The following is a 22390-nucleotide window of genomic DNA, read 5'->3' on the forward strand; positions in this document are numbered from 1 at the left end:
AACATGAATTAAAAAGCTGGGCTATGATTGCCCAGCCTTTTACCTTTCGAATTGATTACAATGCTTTCTAAAACTTATTGTTTTAAAAACTTAGCGCCAATTTTTTCTTTATTATTCATTATCGCCTCAAACAAATAAACGCCAGGCTTAAGATGTCCAATATTAATCTCAGTTTTAAACAGATTTAAAGAACTTGCAACTTCAATAGAAGCCATTACTTTCCGGCCCGTCACATCATAAATGTTTATTTGTGCTTTGTTATACTCCTCGCTATAATAATTGAAATTAATTTTATCTGTCGCCGGGTTTGGATAAAGCATCAACCCGCCTGCAAAAGACCTGAAGTTATTAACTACTGCAATTCGAACTGTATCCTTTGCAGTTGCGTTTAAGTTATCTCTCACGATCAATTGGAATACATAATCACCTTCTTTAAAACCTGTAACGGTAGTGATGGAAGAAATACCGGATGAAATAATTGCATTTACAGGGCCACTAAGCTGCTGCCACTGGTAGCTTTTGATGGTACCGTCGGGGTCTTTTGATAAACTTCCATTCAAAGTAGCCTCATTGGTCGACAAAGTAATAACCTGTGAAGTTCCTGCATTAGCTACAGGCGCCAGGTTAGCAGCCGCATTCACAGTTACACTTAAAGTTGCGGAGGACGAAGCTCCCCTGTCGTCTTTTACAATAAGACGGAAGCTGTAAATACCTTTTACAAGACCTGAGAAAGTAGCCGTTGATTTGTTACCATTGGCAATTACAGCTGTGTTAGGACCTGATACCTGCGACCATTGGTATGAAACGATCGTACCATCGGGATCTGTAGACTTGCTGCCATTTGCTGAAACTGAATTCATAGGTAATGTAATAGAAACAGCATTTCCGGCATTAGCAACAGGTGATCTATTGGGCGCCGCATTTACTATAACGCTTACAGTTTCGGTCGCTGTAGCTCCTTTATTATCTTTAACCGTCAAACGGAAACTGTAAGTGCCTTGTGTCAGGTTAGAGAGAGCTGTAATGGCCTGGTTGTCGTTGGTCATTGTTGCCGTATTCGGACCCGATACCTGAGACCATTGATAAGAAGCTATCGTGCCATCAGGGTCAGATGAGCCACTGCCGTTTAATGATGAGGTATTGGCAGGCAATGTGATGGTGATATTAGATCCGGCATCAGCAATCGGCAACTGATTTACCGCCGAACTGACTGTCACACTAACATTAGCCGTAGCCGATGCTCCGTCATTATCCCTTATTGTCAAACGGAAACTATAGATCCCCTCCACTAAACCTGAAACAGACGCTGTTGCCCTGGTACTATTGGCGATTGTTATGGTTGTAGGTCCTGACAACTGCGTCCATTGGTAGGATGCAATGGTTCCATCAGGATCAGATGATCCACTTCCATTTAGATTAGCTGTGTTTACCGGCAAGGTAATCCTGATATTGGCTCCTGCATTTGCTATCGGTGCTTTGTTTGGCGCAGGGTTTACGGTTATCGTTACCAGGTCAGAAGAAACTCCACCGTCGTTGTCTCTTATAGAAAGCTGGAAGCTATAAACTCCTTCAATCAAACCTGTAACACTCGTGCTTGCCTGGTTATTGGCTGTAATTCCTGCTGTATTTGGACCAGATATCTGTGTCCATTGATACGATGCTATCGTTCCATCTGCATCGGATGAGCCAGTTCCATTCAAAGTAGCTGTGCTCGTTGGCAATGTAATGGTGATATTGTTACCTGCATTTGCCACCGGCGCCTGGTTAGGCGCAGGCTTAACTGTCACCATCACCTCATCCGTGTCTGTTGCGCCATCATTATCCCGAACTGTCAAACGGAAATTATAGGTCCCTGCTATCAAACCCGATAAGGAAGCTGATGCCTGGGTAGTATTGCCAATCGTTGCTGTATTGGGACCCGATACCTGCGTCCATTGATACGATGCTATCGTTCCATCTGCATCGGATGAACCAGTTCCATTCAAGGTAGCTGTGCTCGTTGGCAAAGTAATGGTGATATTGTTACCTGCATTTGCCACCGGTGCCTGGTTCACGACTGGGGCTGGGTTAACTGTTATAGTCACTTCATCGGTGTCTGTTGCACCATCATTATCCCGAACTGTCAAACGGAAATTATAGGTTCCTGCTATCAAACCCGACAAAGAAGCCGATGCCTGCGTAGCATTGCCAATCGTTGCTGTATTGGGACCCGATATTTGTGTCCACTGATAGGATGCTATCGTTCCGTCTGCATCAGATGAACCACTTCCATTCAAAGTAGCTGTGCTCGTTGGCAAAGTAATGGTGATATTGTTACCTGCATTTGCCACCGGTGCCTGGTTCACGACTGGGGCTGGGTTAACTGTTATAGTCACTTCATCGGTGTCTGTTGCACCATCATTATCCCGAACTGTCAAACGGAAATTATAGGTTCCTGCTATCAAACCCGACAAAGAAGCCGATGCCTGCGTAGCATTGCCAATCGTTGCTGTATTGGGACCCGATATTTGTGTCCACTGATAGGATGCTATCGTTCCGTCTGCATCAGATGAACCACTTCCATTCAAAGTAGCGGTGCTCGTTGGCAAAGTAATCGTGATATTGTTACCTGCATTTGCCACCGGCGCCTGGTTTACCACCGGCGCAGGGTTAACTGTTACAGTTACCTCATCCGTGTCCGTTGCGCCATCATTATCCCGAACTGTCAAACGGAAATTATAGGTCCCTGCTATCAAACCCGATAAGGAAGCTGATGCCTGGGTAGTATTGCCAATCGTTGCTGTATTGGGACCCGATACCTGTGTCCATTGATACGAGGCTATTGTTCCATCTGCATCGGATGAGCCAGTTCCATTCAAGGTAGTTGTGCTCGTGGGTAAAGTAATCATGATATTGTTACCTGCATTGGCCACCGGTGCCTGGTTCACGACTGGTGCCGGGTTAACTGTTACAGTTACCTCATCCGTGTCTGTTGCACCATCATTATCCCGAACCGTCAAACGGAAATTATAGGTTCCTGCTATCAAACCCGACAAAGAAGCCGATGCCTGAGTAGCATTGCCAATCGTTGCTGTATTGGGACCCGATACCTGTGTCCACTGGTAGGAAGCTATCGTTCCATCTGCATCGGATGAGCCAGTTCCATTCAAAGTAGCGGTGCTCGTTGGCAAAGTAATGGTGATATTGTTACCGGCATTTGCCACCGGCGCCTGGTTCACGACTGGGGCAGGGTTAACTATGACAGTCGCTTCGTCGGTGTCTGTTGCCCCATCATTATCCCGAACCGTCAAACGGAAATTATAGGTTCCTGCTATCAAACCCGACAAAGAAGCTGATGCCTGGGTAGCATTGCCAATCGTTGCTGTATTGGGACCCGATACTTGCGTCCACTGGTAGGATGCTATCGTTCCATCAGCATCGGATGAGCCAGTGCCATTTAGTGTAGCTGTGCTTGTTGGCAAAGTAATGGTGATATTATTACCTGCATTTGCCACCGGCGCCTGGTTTACCACCGGCGCAGGGTTAACTGTTACAGTTACCTCATCCGTGTCTGTTGCGCCATCATTATCCCGAACTGTCAAACGGAAATTATATATTCCGTCAACCAAACCCGACAAAGAAGCTGATGCCTGGGTAGCATTGCCAATTGTTGCCGTATTGGGTCCGGATACTTGTGTCCACTGGTAGGATGCTATCGTTCCATCAGCATCGGATGAACCAGTTCCATTCAAAGTAGCGGTGCTCGTTGGCAATGTAATCGTAATTGCATTACCCGCATCCGCCACAGGAGCCTGGTTAACGACCGGTGCCGGGTTAACTATTACAGTCGCTTCATCGGTGTCTGTTGCACCATCATTGTCCCGAACCGTCAAACGGAAATTATAGGTTCCTGCTATCAAACCCGACAAAGAGGTCGATGCCTGGGTAGCATTGCCAATCGTTGCTGTATTGGGTCCGGCCACCTGTGTCCACTGGTAGGAAGCTATCGTTCCATCTGCATCGGATGAGCCAGTTCCATTCAAAGTAGCTGTGCTCGTTGGTAGAGTAATCGAAATATCATTACCAGCATCAGCCGCAGGCGCCTGATTCGGCACCGTTTGACTGTTTGACACGGTTAAAACAACCCAATCCGCATCCGCAGCACCTTCCGCATCATACGCTTCCAATCTGAAAGTATAAGTTCCGTTTACAAGTCCACTAAGACTAACATTACCTGAGCTGGCATTTGTTAAAGTCGCATTGTTGGGACCGGAGACCTGCACCCATCGATAGGTATTTCCACCAGAGCCTGATAAAGTGGTGGTAGTGGTTGTAACCGTTTTGTCTTCACCTGCATCGGCGGTAGGCCTGGGCAACCATGGTGGCATTTCATTCACCTGCACAGTTACCACAAACTCCCTTGACTGTTCACGAACCTGCCACAACTCATCTTCAGTAACACAAGTAATCAATTGTTCGGGAAAACTCATTGATGCAAGGCTTTGTCCACTGGAATTGAGGCCATCCCAGGTAATGGGACCGCAATTTCCTCCATCCCAGAAAGGATTATTGAAACCATCCTTATGTGTCCAGGTAGATTTATTTCCCTCAACAGTTATTTGAGAGCAGGACGCTCCCTGTTGCGCCCAAACGTAGATACCCACATTTGTCCAGGGTCTGCGTTCGGAGTAAACAGAATTATTTAACAGCTTAATGTTATTACCACCTGCGATGCCTATCCCATAGTTACCGGGAAAAACAAGCTTATTGTTTTCTACAATTACATAACCACCATCAAAATCTCCGCTCATCAAACCGCCACCAGAAGGACTAGGACCGCCTCCCCTGAACAGGTTATCTTTCACCAGTACAGGGCTTGCGGAAGTACCGTTTGAACGGTACATATTAACAAGGTCCTCAGCATAGGATTCGCCCCGAAAACATTCACCGCGATTTCCGCTCACACTATTGCCACTTCCTGTAACTGAATTGAATTGAACAAATTGACCCCTGGGGAAAGGCCCCTGTGCATTGATGAATTGATTGTTATTGACTTTTATGCCCGAGCAAGAGGTTGCGTATACACCCGATTTATTATTAGCGAAGAAGCAATTCTCGATGGTGATATTGCTACAATTTTCAAGCTCTACACCGATTCCTTGTGAAACGCCGAAATAACAATTGCGGATCGTAATGTTATTTCCATTAAAAATCGTGATATTATTCCCATTCATATTTGTGAAAGAAAGATTTTCAATCACAAAATTTGACTGGCCATTATAAGTTCGGGGAGCACTGGCTGGAAGTTTTAGATAATTCGTCTGCGAAAAAGAAACCTGACAACAAAATACACAGACAAGCGCAGCCACATAGTTTCGGATAACGCTACCAGAGGTAACGTAGTTTTTCGTAGGGTACATACGTATAAGGTATTGGATTATAATAGGTTCTAATGTGAATTTAAACAAAGTATATGCCAATTGCAAACAAAACCTTAAGGAAGTTTTGTTTTGTTGTGTGAGATCAATCCACCGCAAAATTTATATGAGAAAGCCCTTAGCATTTTGACGAAGCAGGATTTTTATCATCCCGCATAGTCTGTCTAAATTCTTTTTTGAATTAATAGTATAATGCCGATTTTATTTTTATTTTTACTCATATGATCGCCGTTCAAGATCCTGTGATTAAATCCTAATCAGAGTTTTTGCACTCTTTGGACTCCACTACTCCGGCTAAAACCGCTTCAGTTTTTTAATTCCGAGTAATTATTTATTTATGAAAACTCTTGCACCAGTAGTGCTTTTCTGCTATAAGCGGCTAGATACTCTCAAGCTTACGATCGAAAATCTCCAACAAAATTTTCTTGCGTCTGAAAGTGAATTATTCATTTTTTCGGATGCTGCGAAGACGAAAGCTGATGAGCCGCTGGTTTCAGAGATCCGCCATTACCTGAAGACGGTTGAAGGTTTTAAAAAGGTAACCATCACAGAAGCTGCTGAAAACAAAGGGTTGGCCAAATCCATCATTGGCGGAGTCACAGATATGCTGAATAAATATGACAAGGTCATTGTGCTGGAAGATGACCTGGTTACAAGCCGGAATTTCCTTGTTTATATGAATGATGGATTAAATTATTATGAGAATAATCCTAAAATATTTTCGGTTGCAGGTTTTAGTACGCCTGTTAAGGGCCTGAAAAAGAATACTGTTTTTTTTACAAAACGTTCAGATTCATGCGGATGGGGTACATGGAAAAGCAGGTGGGAAAAAATTGACTGGGAGGTAAAGGATTATTCCTCGTTTATGAAAGATAAGTCAGCGCAACGAAAATTCAATGAAATGGGCTCAGATATGACAGGTTTATTGAAAAAACAGCGGGAGGGTAAAATAAATTCCTGGGCCATAAGATGGTGTTTCCACCAGTTCAAACACGACCTGTATTCGGTTCATCCGGCCGTTTCAAAAATTCAAAACGTTGGGTTCGATTCTTCACATGCAACCCATACAAAAGAAAAGTTCAATCGGTTTTACACGCATCTTGACAACGACCCGACTTTATCAACAGATTTTTCAGTCCCGGTCAAAATAGACAAGAAAATCATTAATCAATTTACCCGACCCTATAAAATCTATAACAGGGCCTGGTATAAAATTGTAAATGCTGTATTATCAAAAATATAATTTCTATTTTCACCAATTATTAACCCCTTAAAAGTAGCTGTACAAGAATTTATAATATGGCTGAATGTGCGATAATAACGACAAGCTGGGATGATGGACATCCGTTGGATTTTAAAATTGCCGAGTTATTGGACAAATACAAACTGCCGGGAACATTTTATATCCCAAAAAATAATGCTGAAAATAAAGTGATGGATGAGAGCAGTATCGAGGCATTAGCAAAAAGATTTGAAATTGGGGGACACACATTAAATCACCTGACTGCTGAGGAAATTGATCTGAAAGCCTGGGAAGTTGAAGTAGAAGCATGTTACAATTGGCTTTCAAACATAACCGGAGAATACCCTATTAGCTTCTGTTTTCCAAAAGGAAAGTACAACAAAGGTGCGGCTGATGTAGTTTTCAAAACTGGCTTTAAGTTAGCCCGGACAACTGAACTGATGAATTTAACAACAGGCACAGGCAGAATAATTCCGACTACTATTCAAGTCTATGAACATTCAAAGGTAACATACTTCAAACATCTTCTAAAAAGAAGAAGATTTAAAAATCTCTTTTTATGGATGCAGGGAAATTGCCAAACAGACATTGAACGCCTGGCAGACAAATACCTTGAAGAGTCGATTGCAAAAAAGGGATGCCTGCATATATGGGGGCATTCCTGGGAAATAGAAAATAAAGGACTCTGGAAAAAGATGGAAAATGTTTTCAAAAAAATTTCTGGCATTCCAGAAATAAAATATGTTTCCAACAAACATCTTATCCAATTTTCATAGATCATTGGTCTTTCCAATCTTTTTGAAAACCATCGCTTTGACACATAACTGAAAGTCATTCGCAACCGGAACCTATAAAAAGAAATTTGCTTAATGAGACCAAAAATACTGTTCATATTACACCTGCCGCCTCCTGTACATGGTGCCGCCCTGATGGGTGATTATATAAAAAAGAACAAAAGAATCAATGAAACTTTTGAAAATAGCTTTTTAAATCTTTCGGCTTCAAAAAGTATAGATACAATCGGCAAAGCAAGCTCAAAAAAGGCGCTGTTTTTCGTTCAGCTTGTCTATTCTACCATTAAATCTCTTATTCGCACTAAGTATGCGGTATGCTATGTCACATTGACCAGCAAAGGCTCTGCTTTCTACAAGGATTTTCTGATCGTAACTATTTTAAAAATTTTCCGCAAAAAGATTTTACTTCATTTCCATAATAAAGGCGTTGCCGAGGGTAGTAAGGCTAATAAAATCAACCGGTTTCTTTATCATTTTGTACTGGGTGGAAAAAAAACAAAGATCATCCTTTTATCACCCTTCCTATATTCCGATATCAGCCAATACGTAGAACCTGCACGAATATTTTATTGCGCCAATGGCATACCAGAAAGCAACAACACTCCTGCGATAAAAAGGAAGCAAAGTCGAACCCGCTTGCTTTTTCTATCGAATATGATGGTGGCGAAGGGAGTCTTTACTCTCCTCGAAACTTGTTTGCAGTTAAAGAAAAAAAACATCGATTTTGAATGTCATTTTGTTGGAGATTGGTTGGACATTACGGAGGATATGTTTAACGAAAAAGTCAATCAACTTGGGCTGGATAACATTGTCACTGCACACGGGAAAAAATATGGAATCGAAAAAAACAAATTTTACCAGGATGCAGATATTTTTGTCATGCCCTCGTTTGACGAAGCCTTCAGCCTGGTGCTACTTGAAGCCATGCAATTTGGATTGCCGGTTGTCGCCAGCAATGTGGGCGGCATCCCCGATATTGTTGCTGATAATATAACCGGCTTCCTTGTTCCGCGGCAAGATGCCGGTGCCCTGAGTGAGAAACTGACCACCTTGATAAACAACTATGAATTGCGTACATCTATGGGTATTGCAGCAAAAAAAAGATATGAGGAGAATTTTACGATGGACAAATTTGAAAGTAGATTTTTAGACATTTTAAACCAGGTTGCAGAGGCTGCTTAATTTCGCAGCGATTTACGGACCGAACAGTTACCATTTCAATTAAACCTTACCAAATTTAGTATTGCTGTAATATTTGTACCACGCTTACTTACTACGAAACACTAAATAATATGAAAACAATACCAACCATTAATGTATTAGGTTATGAGGTGTTTAATTCCACGCTTGACAAAATTTCTTATGACCAAAAAACATTACTTAATACTTTTAGCCCAAACTCTTACGGCCTCGCAACAAAAGATAAGGCTTTTGAAAAAGCACTAAAAGGAACGGACGTTCTTGTTTTAGATGGAGTGGGTATTGCCATGGGCTCTATACTGTTGCATGGAAAGAATATCAGGAAAATTGCCGGACAGGATTGTTTCGATTATTTTGCGGCAGAAGCAAATAAAAATAAACAGAAAGTCTTTTTTATGGGTTCCTCAGAGGCAACGCTGTCAAAAATTATTGCCCGGTTAAAAAAAGAATACCCTGACATTAGCGCTTCTTCTTACTCTCCTCCTTTCAGGTCTGAATTCACGCAGGAGGATAATAATAAAATTATTGATGCCATAAATGCATTCGAACCCGATATTCTTTTTGTAGGGCTCACAGCTCCCAAGCAGGAGAAATGGGCCTATGAACACAAGGACCGCATTAATGCCAGAATAATCTCTACAATTGGAAATGTATTTGACTGGTATGCGGGCAATAGTTCAAGACCGGCCAAAATATGGATAAAACTAAGGCTCGAATGGCTGGTTAGAATTTTTTTACGGCCAGAGATATTCAAACGCAACACAGGCAATCAATTAAAATTTGTAAGAGACCTTCTATTGCATATTACTTATATAAAAAGAATTAAAGATTAAACTATGTTAAAAGTCGCATTGATTGGAGCTGGTAAGATGGGAATTTCTCATTTGTCAATTTTAGGAGCATCTCCTGAAGTGGACGTAGTCGGTGTTTGTGATACATCCAAAATGGTTAATGATTTTTTATCCAAATATGGAAATTTTAATTGCTTTACCGATTATAAAAAAATGATTGCTGAAGTGAAGCCCGACGCTGTGGTCGTAGCTGTACCCACCAAATTTCACTATACAGTTATAAAAGATTTACTGGAAAACGGCATTCATGTTTTTGCCGAAAAACCTTTTTGCCTGACCGTACCTGAAGGAAAAGAATTGGTAGAACTGGCAGCGAAAAAAAATCTCGTCACACAGGTTGGCTATCACAATAAATTCATTGGCACCTTCCGGGAAGTGAAAAAAATAGTGGACAGCGGTGTGCTTGGCGAAATCTATCATTTTATTGCCGAATCGTACGGCCCGGTCGTAACAAGAAAAAAACAAGACACCTGGCGCTCCGATCCATCAGAAGGTGGTGGCTGCCTGCTCGACTATGCCTCTCATGTAATTGACCTGATAAACGACATACTTTCTCCTGTGAAAGCTTCAAAAGGCACACTCCTGAAGTCAATTTATTCAAACCAGGTGGAAGATGCGGTTTATTCCCTGTTAGAGCTTTCATCCGGCGTCACCGGGGTGCTTTCCGTAAACTGGAGCGACGATACTTATAGAAAAATGTCGACTTCCATTACTATAGCAGGAACAAAGGGAAAGATTATTTCTGATGCCAACGAATTGAAAGTTTACTTAAAAGGCGATGACCAATTAAATGGCTATTCGAAAGGCTGGAATGTAAAATACATTACCGAACTAACCGAAGAAGTTGATTTCTATTTACGGGGAGAAGAATACTCAGCACAGCTAGACTATTTTATCCAGGCGGCTCAGAAAAAGAAACCGAATACCATCAACACCTTTGCCAGTGCACACAATACAGATTATGCCATTTCAATTATTAAAAAAAGTTCAACTAATATATAATGGAAAAAATTCTTTTTGGAGATAACCAATTCTTTGCCGTTAACCATATTTCAGACGAAAAATCAAGGGCGCAGTCCATTCGCTTTAAAACAGATGAAGCCATTATAAAAACGCTGAATGCTGCAAGAGATGAAGGAATTAATACTTTCATGTGCACCACCCACGACAGGATCGCAAATATTTGTGATGTCATCCGGAAACAACCAGAAAACTACAAGGGCTTTAAAATTTACCCCTGTATGCCATATGCTCATAAGTACGCTAACGCCGTTACTGAGTTGGGCATAGCCGGTACACTCAAACAGTATGTCCCAGGCAATTTTTTTGGATCTTTATTTAAAGGAGGGGTTGCCTATTTATCGAAAGATTATATGGCAATTATGGAACTGCTGATCGATTCGGAAATGAAAATGTTCAAAGGGATAGACACCCCGGTTATTTTCTTACAAAACGTGATCACAGATTTGCTATTGGGATTAAGGGCGGGAGAGGTTTTTGTCGCCTTCCATAAATATATCCAGAAAAAATATAACGCGGAGGCGGGTTTTATCACGATGAATATGCCAAGGCTGTTGGATGTATTAGAAAAAGGAGGAATTAAAAATCCCATCATCTGCTCGTCCATTAATAAGGCTGGTTTCCGTATGTCAGGCGGTAAAGAAATCTATGAAAAAACCTTAAAGACAAGAGAGTTGAGGGCTATTGCAATGCAGGTATTAGGCGGCGGCGCCATTTCCCCGAGAGAAGCAATCGAATATGTTAGTAACTTGCCAAATATTGAATCGATTTTGTTTGGGGCTTCTTCTAAAGGAAATATTCATGAAACGGCATCACTGATCCGCCATTATGATCAAAAGCGTTTATCGGCTTAATATTTAGTAGTGCAATCCATTTAAAAAGTATCCTATTGTAATCCTGTTATATTTTTCAAGATTTGTATGAATGCCAATGAAATTGAAAAACTAAGTGTAGTTGGAAAGCATTCAAAAAAAATACAATGAACCACAGACTTACAAATTTACTACGGATAACTTTTATTGTATTAGACTTAGTTGTATTGAACCTGGTATTCCTGATCTGCCAGTATGTTTTTGCGGAAGCTATTCAATCCAATAAGATACAATACACCTACCTATGGTTTTTTTCTAATGTAGCCTGGGCCGTTGGAAGTTGGGGCACTCGTATTTATCACGATTCGTACATTTATTCCTTCGAAAGGTTTTCGAAGCGAACCATGTCGGCTTATGCATATTTCCTTGCATTGGTGATGCTCTACCTCTTCTTTTATAAAGAAGCGGATATTTCACGTTTATTCCTGGTCAGTATTCTTTCTTCCTTTGCCATTAGCTTGTTGATTAACCGGTTCATGCACCTGGCCATGCAACAATATTTTCAAAGTAAGGATCACATTGTTCGAAAAGTGATGATCATTGGCTATAATGACAGGGCAAAAAAATTGGCAACCTATCTTGAACAGGAGCCTCTTAAAACCGAAGTTGTGGGTTTTTGCGAAGAGGAGGAAAATGTAAATGAACTCTCGGTTTATCCCATTGTAGGAAGCATCAGTGATGCCATCGAAGCGTCCAAACAATATAAAGTCACTGAGATATTCTCCACCATTGCTCCTGAACAACAATCGGGGATCTACAGGCTAATTAATGAAGCAGACCAGGCTTGTATCCGTTTTCGGATTGTTCCCGACTTCAATCATTTTATTCGCAAACCTGTCCATCTCGATTACTTAAAAGATATCCCGGTTTTGTCATTACGTAAAGAACCACTGGATGATGTCGGTAATCGCATTAAAAAAAGGTTTTATGATGTGGTAGTAAGTTCACTGGTAATCCTTTTTATTTTGTCCTGGTTGATCCCTATTGTCGGTCTTTTAATCTGGCTGGAATCCAGAGGACCTATATTTTTCACCCAACAAAGAAGCGGTAAAGGTGGTAAGGCATTTGATTGTTTGAAGTTTAGAAGCATGAAGGTGAACAAAGAATCCAATGAAAAGCAAGCCACTAAAAATGATGCCCGTATTACCAGGCTTGGAAGCTTTTTAAGAAAATCGAGCCTTGATGAAATGCCGCAATTTCTGAATGTATTTATGGGTGATATGAGCATTGTTGGCCCCAGACCGCATATGTTGAAGCATACGGATGATTATTCGAAGCTGCTGAATCGCTATATGGTTCGCCATTTTCTGAAACCCGGCATAACAGGTTGGGCACAAATTCACGGCTATCGCGGTGAAATAAAACATATGCAGGATATCAACAACCGGGTTGAATACGACCTCTGGTATCTCGAAAACTGGAGCCTTTGGCTCGATACCCGCATTATTTTGATGACTGCCTTTAACATGGCGAAAGGAGAAAAAAACGCTTATTAATAACATTGTGTTATCTGCAGCGAGCCTAGAATGATATTTGCTAAGGTGTAACCGCAATTAGTTTTATTAGTTATATCTTAGGTTTAGTGAAAAAAAATATTTTCCTTTTTATTTCTGCCTTTTACTCAAGTTTATTGTCAGCCCAGGTTAATAGCCGTGGCGCTGAAAAATTCATCCCGCAAGTTTACTTTATTACGCACAAGTTAGGTAGCACCGATGTCAGGCTAAAAATGCTGCAATATGGCCCTGTTTCCAATTATTTATTTATCAATCTCCATGACGATGAGAACACTTCTGTGGAAGGAGTGTCAAATACATTAGAAAATAACGGAGGTACTTTAATAAAGATTGAAAATAACGGCAAGCGAAATATTCAATTCAGACATCGTGGGAAAAATTATTCCATTGACCCAAACCGGATATTTTCAAGAACGGGTATTAGAAAAACATTGGCACAATCGGGAAAAGTAAACTCAAAACTAGTGGATGAAGTAGGAAGCTTTGCTTCCCATATTCTAAAATTAATACCTGGCGAAACAAGATTTGTGATTGCATTGCACAACAATGCCAACGGCAATTTATCCGTGACTGAATATTTGCCTGGTAACAAAAGAGAAAAGGATGCCCAAAAAGTATTTGTAGCAACCGGCCAGGATCCTGATGATTTTTTCTTAACCACCGACAGCCTCTTCTTTCAGTATTTATCTGCTAGTCATTTCAATTCTATTCTGCAGGACGATATCAATGTTGAGCAAGACGGGTCACTAAGTGTATATTTTGGCGGCAAAAATATTTCCTACCTGAACTGTGAAGCAGAACATGGAAGGGTTGCACAATATGAAAGAATGATAGCCGCAGCTTTGAAATATATTACTGCAAAAAATTAGACTGAACTTACCTGTCAATAACCTGCAACACCACAAATTCCTGTTCCATGTTCAATGAATGCTCGTACAGTCTTTTAATAAATGACTGACCCCATTTTGCATAATAATAGAGCATGTTGTCACGGCGTTCCTGCAGCCCTTTATTGGGAAACAAAGCCATCTTGATCTTTTCGACCTGGCGTTGCTGATCAGAAAATTTTCTTTTTTCAGCTCTAAGCATTTTCTTTTCCAGTTCTTTCAACCGGTGCAGCGTTATTGTTTTTAAAGATTCAACATGAATCCCGAGAGTGACGTCAATTGATGCGGCCTGGTCCTTTATGGCTTCGTATAATTTTTCTGTATCTGTCAACGTTCCATTCAGCCGGAGCTTCTTATCAGAATCCCGTTTTACCAATTTATTGACCAAATCCTGTTCCGGTAAAAAAAGATCTTCCACGGTCAGCTGAAGCTTCTCAACTTTTTCCTTCCATTTATCTTCAATGATCAGAAAAGAATTTCTTAAAACTTGTACAGGGTATGGAACCTTGTAGTGGTCAAACAAATTCTTTAATTCCAGCCAATAGGACAACTCTCCTCCTCCCCCGATAAACGCTACCCCTGGCAATATCGTTTCCTGGTACAATCCGCGAAGTATTACGTTAGGACTAAATCTTTCCGGGTGATTCTTCAGCTCCCGGAGCAATTGGTCCTTTGTGAAAGATATTTTAGTATTCAATACCTCGTAACGATTATTCTTTAACTCAATTCTTTCACGAATATCATCCTGCAGGTAAAATAAATTAATATCCCTCGGATGTGCCTGCACTTTATAAAGCTCCCCTAACTTCGAAGACGTGTTTTCAACAATGGCTGATGCTGTTTGCCGCAATAAGTCGTCTTCGAAAACATCAATCATCTGTCGTTTTAAATTTGCATTGTCAGGCAACAATACTACCAGGCCGTATTCGGCGAATAATGCATTGACAATTTTAAAAGTCGCAGTTTGTAAATCATCAAGATGAGAATAACTATTTCGCAGCAACTCAACGGTCTCCTTTCCATGAGACAATACGGCCAGCTGACCTTCAATCTTATCTATTAATTGCAGAAAATCTTTGTCGACCTTCATCCGGCCAACGGCCCCTTTTTGTTTTGTATTCCAAACAATTTTCTCACCATCCAGGCTGATGTTATTTAACTCATCCAGGTCCGCATCTTCCGACCCAATGTAGTATACGGGAACAAACTTATGTCCGGGTAATGCCTCCGTCAGATGATCGGCCAGTTTAATGGCATGAATAATTTTATAAATAAAGTATAAAGGCCCTGTAAAAATATTATTCTGATGCGCTGTTGTTATAACAAAAGTGTCACCGGACAACAGGCTGTCTATATTTTTTTTAACTGCTTCAGCCGCTTCTACAATTTCATATTGTTTTCTTAGCTCCTGTACCAGCAACTCACGGTTTGTTGCAAACTTTTTTCTCGACCCGATAGCTTTTTTAATTCCATCTAATGTGGGAGGATGTGCTATAAAAGAAGTCAATTTTTCTGAATGATCAACATAATCCTGGACGAGTTTAGTAAAAGCCCCGGTCTGGCGATAAGATAGTCGTGTAGATATACAGTCCATATTGCTATAAAAGTAAGAAGTTGCTAAAGATGCTGCCTACCTCTCAACAATTTTTTAAGGATTTCGTTCAAAAGGAACGGTCGGAAATCAAAACCTGATCAAATCTATTTAGTTATTTGGGTACAATGCTCTGCCACCAATACCAGCTGGCCGTTTGCTTTTTGAATTACCAGCCCACATCGCTGGTCGTCATTAAATTTTTCCTCACCAAAACTGCCATTGCCAATCCAACGACTGTTGACTATAGCTGTATTCCCGTTTATTTGTATGCTGATCTCTGTACGCTCTGCCTTTTCAACCAGATATTTGTCCGCCGGATTAAACCAGCCTAAAATATCTGTCCTCCCTATTGTTGATCCTTTAGATGAAAAGTAAATATAATTTTCATCCATCGCCTCCTTCATACCCGTTGTGTCCCTGCTGACCCACAACCGATCATATTTACCTATAAAGTCTTTTACCTCAGCCTCCGTTAACAGGCCGTCGTTTTTTCCAACCTGTTGATCTGACTGGCAGGAAAACAAGAATATAGAACTGATAATCCAAATTGCAGTAAATCTCATCGCAGTTTTTTTGCTAAGATAAATTGTTGACCGGGCAAACACATTTATAATTCCTTAAAACATTTGTAAATTCGTGATACAAGCTTGCACATGGAAACTTATGGTAAAATTCTCCTCTTTGCCATGCCCGCCTTCCTGGCCCTGGTATTATTTGAAAAATGGTATGGCGTCTACAAAGGAAAAGATACAGTCCGTAATCTCGATATGATTAGCAGCCTGAGCAGCGGAATCACTAATGTGACAAAAGATGTGATTGGTCTTTCGTTTATCGTTCTGTCCTATCCGTTTTTATTAAAACACCTGTCACTTGCCGACATACCAAATAAGGTGATTGTTTATATCATTGCCTTTTTTGCATTAGATTTTGCCGGTTATTGGGTTCATCGCCTGCAGCACGCCACCAATTTCTTTTGGAATGGACATATTGTTCATCACAGCAGCGAGGAGTTTAATCTTGCTTGTGCCTTACGGCAAAGTATATCATCTATCGTAAAGACCTTTGCTATTTTTCTCTTACCTGCTGCTTTACTCGGTGTTCCTGCCGAAGTAATTAATGTGGTGGCCCCGCTTCATTTATTTGCCCAGTTCTGGTACCATACCCAACACATTGACAAGATGGGTTTTTTAGAAAAAATTATTGTAACCCCTTCACATCACCGGGTGCATCATGCCATCAACCGGGAATATATTGACAAAAACTACGGCCAAATTTTTATTTTTTGGGATAAATGGTTTGGCACCTTCCAGGAGGAACTGCCAGGCATTCCGCCTGTATACGGCATTACAAGACCTGTCAGAACATGGAACCCCATTAAAATAAATTTTCAGCATTTTGGGTTATTGGCGAAAGATGCCTGGCGAACCCGGAGTTGGAAAGATAAGTTTACCCTGTGGTTCAAACCCACCGGTTATCGCCCGGCCGACATGAACGAAAAATACCCTGTTTACAAAATTGAAGACGTTTACAATTTTGAAAAATACGATACCCGGACATCATTTGCTTTTAATACCTGGTGCTGGATTCAATTGGTCATGATACTTTTTTTCATCAGCTATTTATTTGGCAATATTGCAGCTATCAACCAATTGGATGAAACTTATATTTTCTGGTATGCAGGTTTTATTTTTTTAAGCGTATATGCACTCACAGACCTGATGGACAGAAATATTTCCGCTATAGTTTTTGATATTCTTCGTTGCGGACTCGCTTTGTTCTTTTTGTATGAACAACAAGATTGGTTTGGAACAAATGAGTATTCCAGCTCCATTAAATATTCCCTCGCATTTTATTTTGTTGTTTCACTTTTGATCAACTGCTGGTTTACATGGAGCCACAACAAAGAAGACCATTCGCTGGCAATAAGTTCATAATTTTATGCAAGACCCTGAATCAGGAAGATGCCCTGATCTGTTCTTTCGTCAATTCATTATTGACCGTCCGCCAGATTTGTAACGGGTTTTCATTTTTTAGTTCATCCGGTAACCTGTCATTGGTCCAGTTTTGAAACACAATAGGTCTTACAAAGCGTTTTATTCCGTCTGCTCCTACTGAGGTGAAACGGGAGTCTGTCGTAGCAGGGAAAGGCCCGCCATGATGCATGCTGAGGCAAACCTCTACGCCGGTTGGAACATTGTTTAAAATGAACCGGCCACAAATATTTTTTATTTCCTCCACTATCAGTTCGTGTTTGGCCAGGTCGGCTGATGTAGCCATTAACGTAGCAGTCAATTGCCCTTCCAGGTGTTTGACTACCTCTGCCATTTCATCGGCATCTTTACAACGAATAACCAATGAATAAGGACCGAATACCTCCTGGTGCAAAACAGGGTTGTTCAAAAATGCCTCGCCGGTAGCAGAAGCAATGGTTGACGCGGCTTCGTTGAGTTGTGGATCTTTTTCCGAAACAGCAATCGTCTCTACGTTTTCCTGCGATAAGGCATTGCCCCGTCTTTCCACATAATTTTTATAAATACCGGGATGCAACATAGTGCCGGGAGCAACCTGCTTTATAGCGTCTCCAAGCCGTTGAATAAAATGTTGAAGACCGTCACTTTCTATGCCAATAATTAAACCCGGGTTAGTGCAAAACTGGCCAACTCCCAGCGTAATAGATGATGCATACAGGGTGGCCAATTCGTTAGCCGATTCTCGTAATTTTTGTGGAAATACAAAAACCGGGTTGACACTTCCCATTTCAGCAAAAACAGGAATAGGTTTTGGACGTTGATTGGCCCAGTCAAACAATTGCTTTCCGCCAAGATAAGAACCGGTGAACCCGACAGCCGCCGTGTGAGCATGTTCAACCAGGGCTTTACCCACTTCAAAACCTGCTCCATGAAGATGAGCAAATATGCCTTTAGGCATATTAGATTCCTCAGCGGCTTTCAGGATTGCCATAGCTACCCTTTCACTCGTCTGTGCATGAGCCGGGTGAGCCTTTACAACAACAGGACATCCTGCTGCAAAAGCACAGGCTGTGTCGCCACCCGCCGTTGAATAGGCAAAAGGGAAATTGCTTGCTCCAAAGACAATAACAGGACCCAATGGAACGACAGTCTTCCTGAGGTCCGGCTTGGGGGGTGTTTTATCAGGGATGGCGGTGTCAATTCTCACTTCCAGCCAATCACCTTTTTCACAGGCATCGGCATAGCTATTTAACTGAAAAATAGTTCTTGCTCTTTCGCCTTTTAACCTGGCTTCGGGCAAGTTTGTTTCGTTCATGGCAATTTGAATCAATTCATCACCAGCCGCTTCCAGTTCTTTGGCTATTGCTCTCATAAAACCGGCCCGTTGTTTCAGCGAATAGTTGCGGTATTCACAAAATGCTTTCCATGCCATTTGCATGGCTTCATCTATTTCCGGTATTGTAGCATCGGTAAAATCCATAATTCGTGTTTTTTTAATGTTATCAGCTATAGTCTGACAATTAAATTTCGTACCAAAACATTAAAGTTAGAAAAGATTGTAAAGTAAACTTCTTCCTGCAATTATATTATAATACACGGTGTTGCAGAATACCGACATTCACCAACATCATTAGAAATGAAAGGTCAGTTTTTATTCTGTTTTCGGAGAAATTCAAGAACGATTCTGGAGAGGACTAATTAATTTTTTGTATCAAGTATTACAGGGGCGTCGCCTTTACCCATAATGATCACTTTGGCGTTTTGAGATTTTGCCAGCTCCAAATACGCTTTTATCTGTTCATATTGCAACTGCTGACTCGTCAGCCCTATGTTGATGATGCGCTGGTAATCAGCAATACCCTGTGCTTCTACTCTTTTGCGCTCGGCTTCTTGTTTTTCTTTCTGCAAAACAAACTGCATTTTTTGTGCATCCTGCTCCGCATTGATCTTTTGCTCTATCGTTGCTTTTACAGATTGAGGTAAGGTGATATTTCTTACCAATAATTGTTCTAATACCAATCCTCTTATTTTAAAATCTTCATCAATGCTTTTAAAAATACGCAACTGAAATTCATCTCGTTTGGTAGAGTACAAAGAGATAGCATCGTAATAAACGGCATTGTCCCGGATCTTGGTCCTGGTAAGCGGACGAACAATTTTGTCGGTGTAATCAACCCCCGTTTCACGAACCAGTTTCGGCGCTTCTGATGGAAGTAGTTTATATAAAACGGTCAGATCAATAGTTACTTCCAATCCGTCTGCTGTCAGCACACGGATAGCGTCATCATCCTTTTTTTGCCCTTCATCAGTCATACCACTCATAGTATAATTCTGTGTTTTTACATCCAGGCTTCTTATTTCTATAAAAGGGTTAATAAAGTGCAGCCCGCTACGCAGTACTTCGTTTTGTACTTTACCGAACAATACTTTTACACCAATCTGCCCCGCGTCAATTTGTACAACACTTTTTATCAATATCCCGGTTATCATTATTACGACCCCGGCTATCTGTAATATTCTTGAATAACGGAATAACTCCGGGCTTCTTTTTACAATAAAGCCCGCAATCAAAACAAGAATACCAATAATAAAAATCGTCATATCAAACTCATTTAAGATGAATAAAATTGGGCTGTTATGATCTGAAATTCCCACCCGGCCTGCGCCCGTTTTTTTTTTAAACCCAAAAAGTAAAACAACTGTCCAGGTCACCGATGCTCATCGTAAATGCCATTTGCCTGCTATGTGAAAGTACTGAAAGGAAAGCTGTTCTGTGCTAATATAACGGAAGAGAGTTTTCTGAGGGCCATCCTGCCAGTTAACTCTTTTTCAGCTATTCACTATGTTGCTCTACCTGCAGGCATGGGCTTCTTTTATTATTTGTTCACACTAACCATAGCAGTTGCGGTGTGGGATATAGGTGCAGTGGGGCCCATCTTTTTATATAAAGGATCATTGAAGGGTGTTTTCGTCAGCGGCGTACCCAACCAATACTATTTGTTTTTTCTTAAGTGATAAATGGCAATAAAAAGTAAAGGTAGGGTAATCAGTAAAACCCAATAATCTTTGCCGCCTGATACGTAAGCTGATTTCAGCACGATGATATTTATCAAACAAATGAGCAATACAATCATCATCCTGGCTGAATTCTGTTTGTAATCCCCTGGCATAAGAACAAATTATTCAATAAAAAGGGAAAATCGGGTCATAGGATTGTTATGAGGCAAGGGGCAAGTGTTGTATGTTTATCTATGCCTATTGAAACAAAGGTAATCTTTATGTGCCGGCCCGTGGTGCATGCAGGCGCATCCGAATACTGCCAGGATGTCTCTTTCATACATTCTATAGGCTTTATCCATGCCTTTGAGTGGGCTTTGACCGGGATGGGAGGGCGGGTTGTTGGTGGGATTTTGCCAGTATAAAAGGATGAAAACGGCCATATTGACATTGTCAAAAAGCACTGTATGTCCGGATACTGCTGCATCGTATAACGACTAAATTCATACACTATACATACAGTATCCGTACAGTACCCATACAGTATCTACACACTAACCAGACCTCCCTCCTAAATCCTCCCTCTACTGAAAAAAACTTTACCGTGCGGAAAGCTATTGATTTTGTCATTGAAATTACGGGTGGGAAGGACCTCCCTCCTAAATCCTCCCTCCAAGGGGAGGGAGGACTTGTCTCCGTAGCAAATACTATGTATAAAATGATTTGCGTTTGTGTGCTGTATTGATTTCTACATCCTCCCCGGGGGAGGGATGTTGCCTCCGTAGCAAATGGCAGGATCATAAAGGGGCGGATTTGGCTTTAGTCTATTTGATTAGCTGCTGAATTTTCTCTCTCCTTTTACCGGCTTTGCATCTTAATGCCCGAAATGCATAAACCAGGAAATGCGGTAATGATTTTGCCGCCGGCGTCAGTAAGGATTGTAATGATGTGGTTGGCTGACCGTTTTTATCAAAGCCGACCGGCTGTTCTGTTTTTATCGCTCGCTGAAAGTTTAAACACCCGCTAACGGGTGTAACGGGTAATGAATGAGCTTCGCGGATGTGGTGGAATATTTCAGTTAACGGGATATGAAATTTACCTGCGTTGGGATAGCACGGTATTTTATAATAATGTCTTTCCAATATATGCGCCAGTGCCCTGATGCCGAGATAATAGTTTTTTTGAAGGAATTTCTTTTTATCCGGAACGGGTAACTGGCCGAATGCTTGTTTTGACAAATCATCAATCCATGCCTGTGTATCAGACAAGAGGAAAACGAGTTTGAGCCATTCGGGTTCATTGAACATAGAAAGCGTATTGTTTATCATTATAACTTAGGCGTGTCGAAACCGGAAGTGCTATACTTAGTCATTCTGCTTTGATTCCTGCTGCATATGAAGGATATAAATATCACCTACCAGTTCGGTTAACTGTTCATATAAAAAAATCATCTTGCTGCGGTCGGTGGTCAGAGTTTGATCATCTTCATTGCTGAGCGAACGCTTGAGCATGGCCCACAATTCTTCTCTCGCACCATCTTCACCAAAAAACAAAAAAAACTCTTTGATATGCTCCCGTGCCAGTTCCACCAGGGAAGGTTTATCATTTTCAACTTCCGCGGCTAATTTGTTTTCTTTCGTATCAGCATCCGCTAATTTTTCAGCCTGCCAACCTTGTTTCCATTTTTTGCGGGGTTGTTCTTCATCACCAATGGTTCGCACTTCTATAAGATGGGTTGCTTCCAGCAATTTGTGAAGGTGAAGCCAGGTTCTGATCATGCTGGTGCCATCGTCAAATTCATGAATACTGGTGGGCGACAAAGCATGATGACAGAGTTCTTTCAGTATCTCCCGCCATTTGTTTAACGGACGGTAACGGGTAAATTTCCGGAGTGGCTTATAAGGATCTTTGAATTCCGTTGTGGACAGATGCCGTGGAAAATAATCCCAGGGTGTGGAGGCCCGGTGCCAGCCCATATTCTGTTGTTATCAAAGATCGTCAGAACTGAAATTGAAAGCAAATCACAACGAG

The 22390-nt window shown here is 41.2% G+C and carries 17 protein-coding genes; 10 read left to right on the plus strand and 7 right to left on the minus strand.

Annotated features, from left to right (window positions below; translation table 11 throughout):
- Positions 1-74: 74 nt before the first annotated feature.
- On the minus strand, positions 75-5399 hold the full coding sequence (locus ACFEL9_RS00420; RefSeq protein WP_385885125.1) for a PKD domain-containing protein: 5325 nt from the start codon (positions 5397-5399) through the stop codon (positions 75-77).
- A gap of 355 nt (positions 5400-5754) precedes the next feature.
- Between ACFEL9_RS00420 and ACFEL9_RS00425 the strand changes: the two genes are divergently transcribed.
- From ACFEL9_RS00425 to ACFEL9_RS00460, 8 genes are all read left to right on the plus strand, one after another.
- A complete protein-coding gene (locus ACFEL9_RS00425; protein WP_385885127.1) occupies positions 5755-6660 on the plus strand; it encodes a glycosyltransferase family protein in 906 nt (301 codons plus the stop codon).
- Positions 6661-6716: 56 nt separating this feature from the next.
- Complete coding sequence (locus tag ACFEL9_RS00430; protein WP_385885129.1) at positions 6717-7436, plus strand: polysaccharide deacetylase family protein; 720 nt, start codon at positions 6717-6719, stop codon at positions 7434-7436.
- A gap of 93 nt (positions 7437-7529) precedes the next feature.
- Positions 7530-8636 carry a glycosyltransferase family 4 protein gene (locus tag ACFEL9_RS00435; protein WP_385885130.1) on the plus strand — a complete coding sequence of 369 codons (1107 nt, stop codon included), beginning with the start codon at positions 7530-7532 and terminating at the stop codon, positions 8634-8636.
- Positions 8637-8746: 110 nt separating this feature from the next.
- Complete coding sequence (locus tag ACFEL9_RS00440) at positions 8747-9487, plus strand: WecB/TagA/CpsF family glycosyltransferase (protein WP_385885132.1); 741 nt, start codon at positions 8747-8749, stop codon at positions 9485-9487.
- Between the two features lie 3 nt (positions 9488-9490).
- The gene (locus tag ACFEL9_RS00445) at positions 9491-10507 is read left to right on the plus strand and encodes a Gfo/Idh/MocA family protein (RefSeq protein WP_385885134.1); all 1017 of its coding nucleotides are present in this window, start codon (positions 9491-9493) and stop codon (positions 10505-10507) included.
- Entirely contained in the window at positions 10507-11379 is an 873-nt protein-coding gene (locus tag ACFEL9_RS00450) for an aldo-keto reductase family protein (protein ID WP_385885135.1), read from the plus strand. Before ACFEL9_RS00445 ends, ACFEL9_RS00450 begins: the two co-directional genes overlap by 1 nt.
- A gap of 125 nt (positions 11380-11504) precedes the next feature.
- Entirely contained in the window at positions 11505-12893 is a 1389-nt protein-coding gene (locus ACFEL9_RS00455; protein WP_385885137.1) for an undecaprenyl-phosphate glucose phosphotransferase, read from the plus strand.
- A gap of 86 nt (positions 12894-12979) precedes the next feature.
- Positions 12980-13780, plus strand: coding sequence for a hypothetical protein (locus tag ACFEL9_RS00460; protein ID WP_385885139.1), 801 nt, complete (start codon positions 12980-12982; stop codon positions 13778-13780).
- A 7-nt stretch (positions 13781-13787) separates the two neighbouring features.
- Here ACFEL9_RS00460 and bshC read toward each other — a convergent pair whose 3' ends face one another.
- Together bshC and ACFEL9_RS00470 are read right to left on the minus strand one after the other, a co-directional pair.
- Positions 13788-15392 carry a bacillithiol biosynthesis cysteine-adding enzyme BshC gene (bshC, locus tag ACFEL9_RS00465; protein ID WP_385885141.1) on the minus strand — a complete coding sequence of 535 codons (1605 nt, stop codon included), beginning with the start codon at positions 15390-15392 and terminating at the stop codon, positions 13788-13790.
- 104 nt (positions 15393-15496) lie between these two features.
- On the minus strand, positions 15497-15955 hold the full coding sequence (locus ACFEL9_RS00470) for a nuclear transport factor 2 family protein (protein ID WP_385885143.1): 459 nt from the start codon (positions 15953-15955) through the stop codon (positions 15497-15499).
- Positions 15956-16045: 90 nt separating this feature from the next.
- On the opposite strand from ACFEL9_RS00470, the gene ACFEL9_RS00475 reads away from it, so the two are divergent.
- On the plus strand, positions 16046-17326 hold the full coding sequence (locus ACFEL9_RS00475; protein ID WP_385885145.1) for a sterol desaturase family protein: 1281 nt from the start codon (positions 16046-16048) through the stop codon (positions 17324-17326).
- A 19-nt stretch (positions 17327-17345) separates the two neighbouring features.
- Here the strand turns inward: ACFEL9_RS00475 and ACFEL9_RS00480 are convergent, their stop codons facing one another.
- Both ACFEL9_RS00480 and ACFEL9_RS00485 read right to left on the minus strand, forming a co-directional pair.
- Positions 17346-18872 (minus strand): aldehyde dehydrogenase (NADP(+)), encoded by a 1527-nt coding sequence (locus tag ACFEL9_RS00480; RefSeq protein WP_385886592.1) that lies wholly within the window; start codon positions 18870-18872, stop codon positions 17346-17348.
- Positions 18873-19060: 188 nt separating this feature from the next.
- Complete coding sequence (locus tag ACFEL9_RS00485; protein WP_385885147.1) at positions 19061-19963, minus strand: prohibitin family protein; 903 nt, start codon at positions 19961-19963, stop codon at positions 19061-19063.
- 144 nt (positions 19964-20107) lie between these two features.
- On the opposite strand from ACFEL9_RS00485, the gene ACFEL9_RS00490 reads away from it, so the two are divergent.
- On the plus strand, positions 20108-20377 hold the full coding sequence (locus ACFEL9_RS00490) for a hypothetical protein (protein WP_385885148.1): 270 nt from the start codon (positions 20108-20110) through the stop codon (positions 20375-20377).
- Positions 20378-21183: 806 nt separating this feature from the next.
- Here ACFEL9_RS00490 and ACFEL9_RS00495 read toward each other — a convergent pair.
- Positions 21184-21666 carry a hypothetical protein gene (locus ACFEL9_RS00495; protein ID WP_385885150.1) on the minus strand — a complete coding sequence of 161 codons (483 nt, stop codon included), beginning with the start codon at positions 21664-21666 and terminating at the stop codon, positions 21184-21186.
- Between the two features lie 57 nt (positions 21667-21723).
- Positions 21724-22335 (minus strand): hypothetical protein, encoded by a 612-nt coding sequence (locus ACFEL9_RS00500; protein WP_385885152.1) that lies wholly within the window; start codon positions 22333-22335, stop codon positions 21724-21726.
- Positions 22336-22390 lie beyond the last annotated feature (55 nt).

It is taken from the genome of Terrimonas alba (assembly GCF_042434975.1).
Taxonomy (GTDB): domain Bacteria; phylum Bacteroidota; class Bacteroidia; order Chitinophagales; family Chitinophagaceae; genus Terrimonas_B; species Terrimonas_B alba.

Bases quoted from the DNA above. Each gene is read 5' to 3' on its own strand.
- ACFEL9_RS00420 (WP_385885125.1), bottom strand. From the start codon at position 5,399: ATGTACCCTACGAAAAACTACGTTACCTCTGGTAGCGTTATCCGAAAC.
- ACFEL9_RS00425 (WP_385885127.1), top strand. From the start codon at position 5,755: ATGAAAACTCTTGCACCAGTAGTGCTTTTCTGCTATAAGCGGCTAGAT.
- ACFEL9_RS00430 (WP_385885129.1), top strand. From the start codon at position 6,717: ATGGCTGAATGTGCGATAATAACGACAAGCTGGGATGATGGACATCCG.
- ACFEL9_RS00435 (WP_385885130.1), top strand. From the start codon at position 7,530: ATGAGACCAAAAATACTGTTCATATTACACCTGCCGCCTCCTGTACAT.
- ACFEL9_RS00440 (WP_385885132.1), top strand. From the start codon at position 8,747: ATGAAAACAATACCAACCATTAATGTATTAGGTTATGAGGTGTTTAAT.
- ACFEL9_RS00445 (WP_385885134.1), top strand. From the start codon at position 9,491: ATGTTAAAAGTCGCATTGATTGGAGCTGGTAAGATGGGAATTTCTCAT.
- ACFEL9_RS00450 (WP_385885135.1), top strand. From the start codon at position 10,507: ATGGAAAAAATTCTTTTTGGAGATAACCAATTCTTTGCCGTTAACCAT.
- ACFEL9_RS00455 (WP_385885137.1), top strand. From the start codon at position 11,505: ATGAACCACAGACTTACAAATTTACTACGGATAACTTTTATTGTATTA.
- bshC (WP_385885141.1), bottom strand. From the start codon at position 15,392: ATGGACTGTATATCTACACGACTATCTTATCGCCAGACCGGGGCTTTT.
- ACFEL9_RS00470 (WP_385885143.1), bottom strand. From the start codon at position 15,955: ATGAGATTTACTGCAATTTGGATTATCAGTTCTATATTCTTGTTTTCC.
- ACFEL9_RS00475 (WP_385885145.1), top strand. From the start codon at position 16,046: ATGGAAACTTATGGTAAAATTCTCCTCTTTGCCATGCCCGCCTTCCTG.
- ACFEL9_RS00485 (WP_385885147.1), bottom strand. From the start codon at position 19,963: ATGACGATTTTTATTATTGGTATTCTTGTTTTGATTGCGGGCTTTATT.
- ACFEL9_RS00495 (WP_385885150.1), bottom strand. From the start codon at position 21,666: ATGTTCAATGAACCCGAATGGCTCAAACTCGTTTTCCTCTTGTCTGAT.
- ACFEL9_RS00500 (WP_385885152.1), bottom strand. From the start codon at position 22,335: ATGGGCTGGCACCGGGCCTCCACACCCTGGGATTATTTTCCACGGCAT.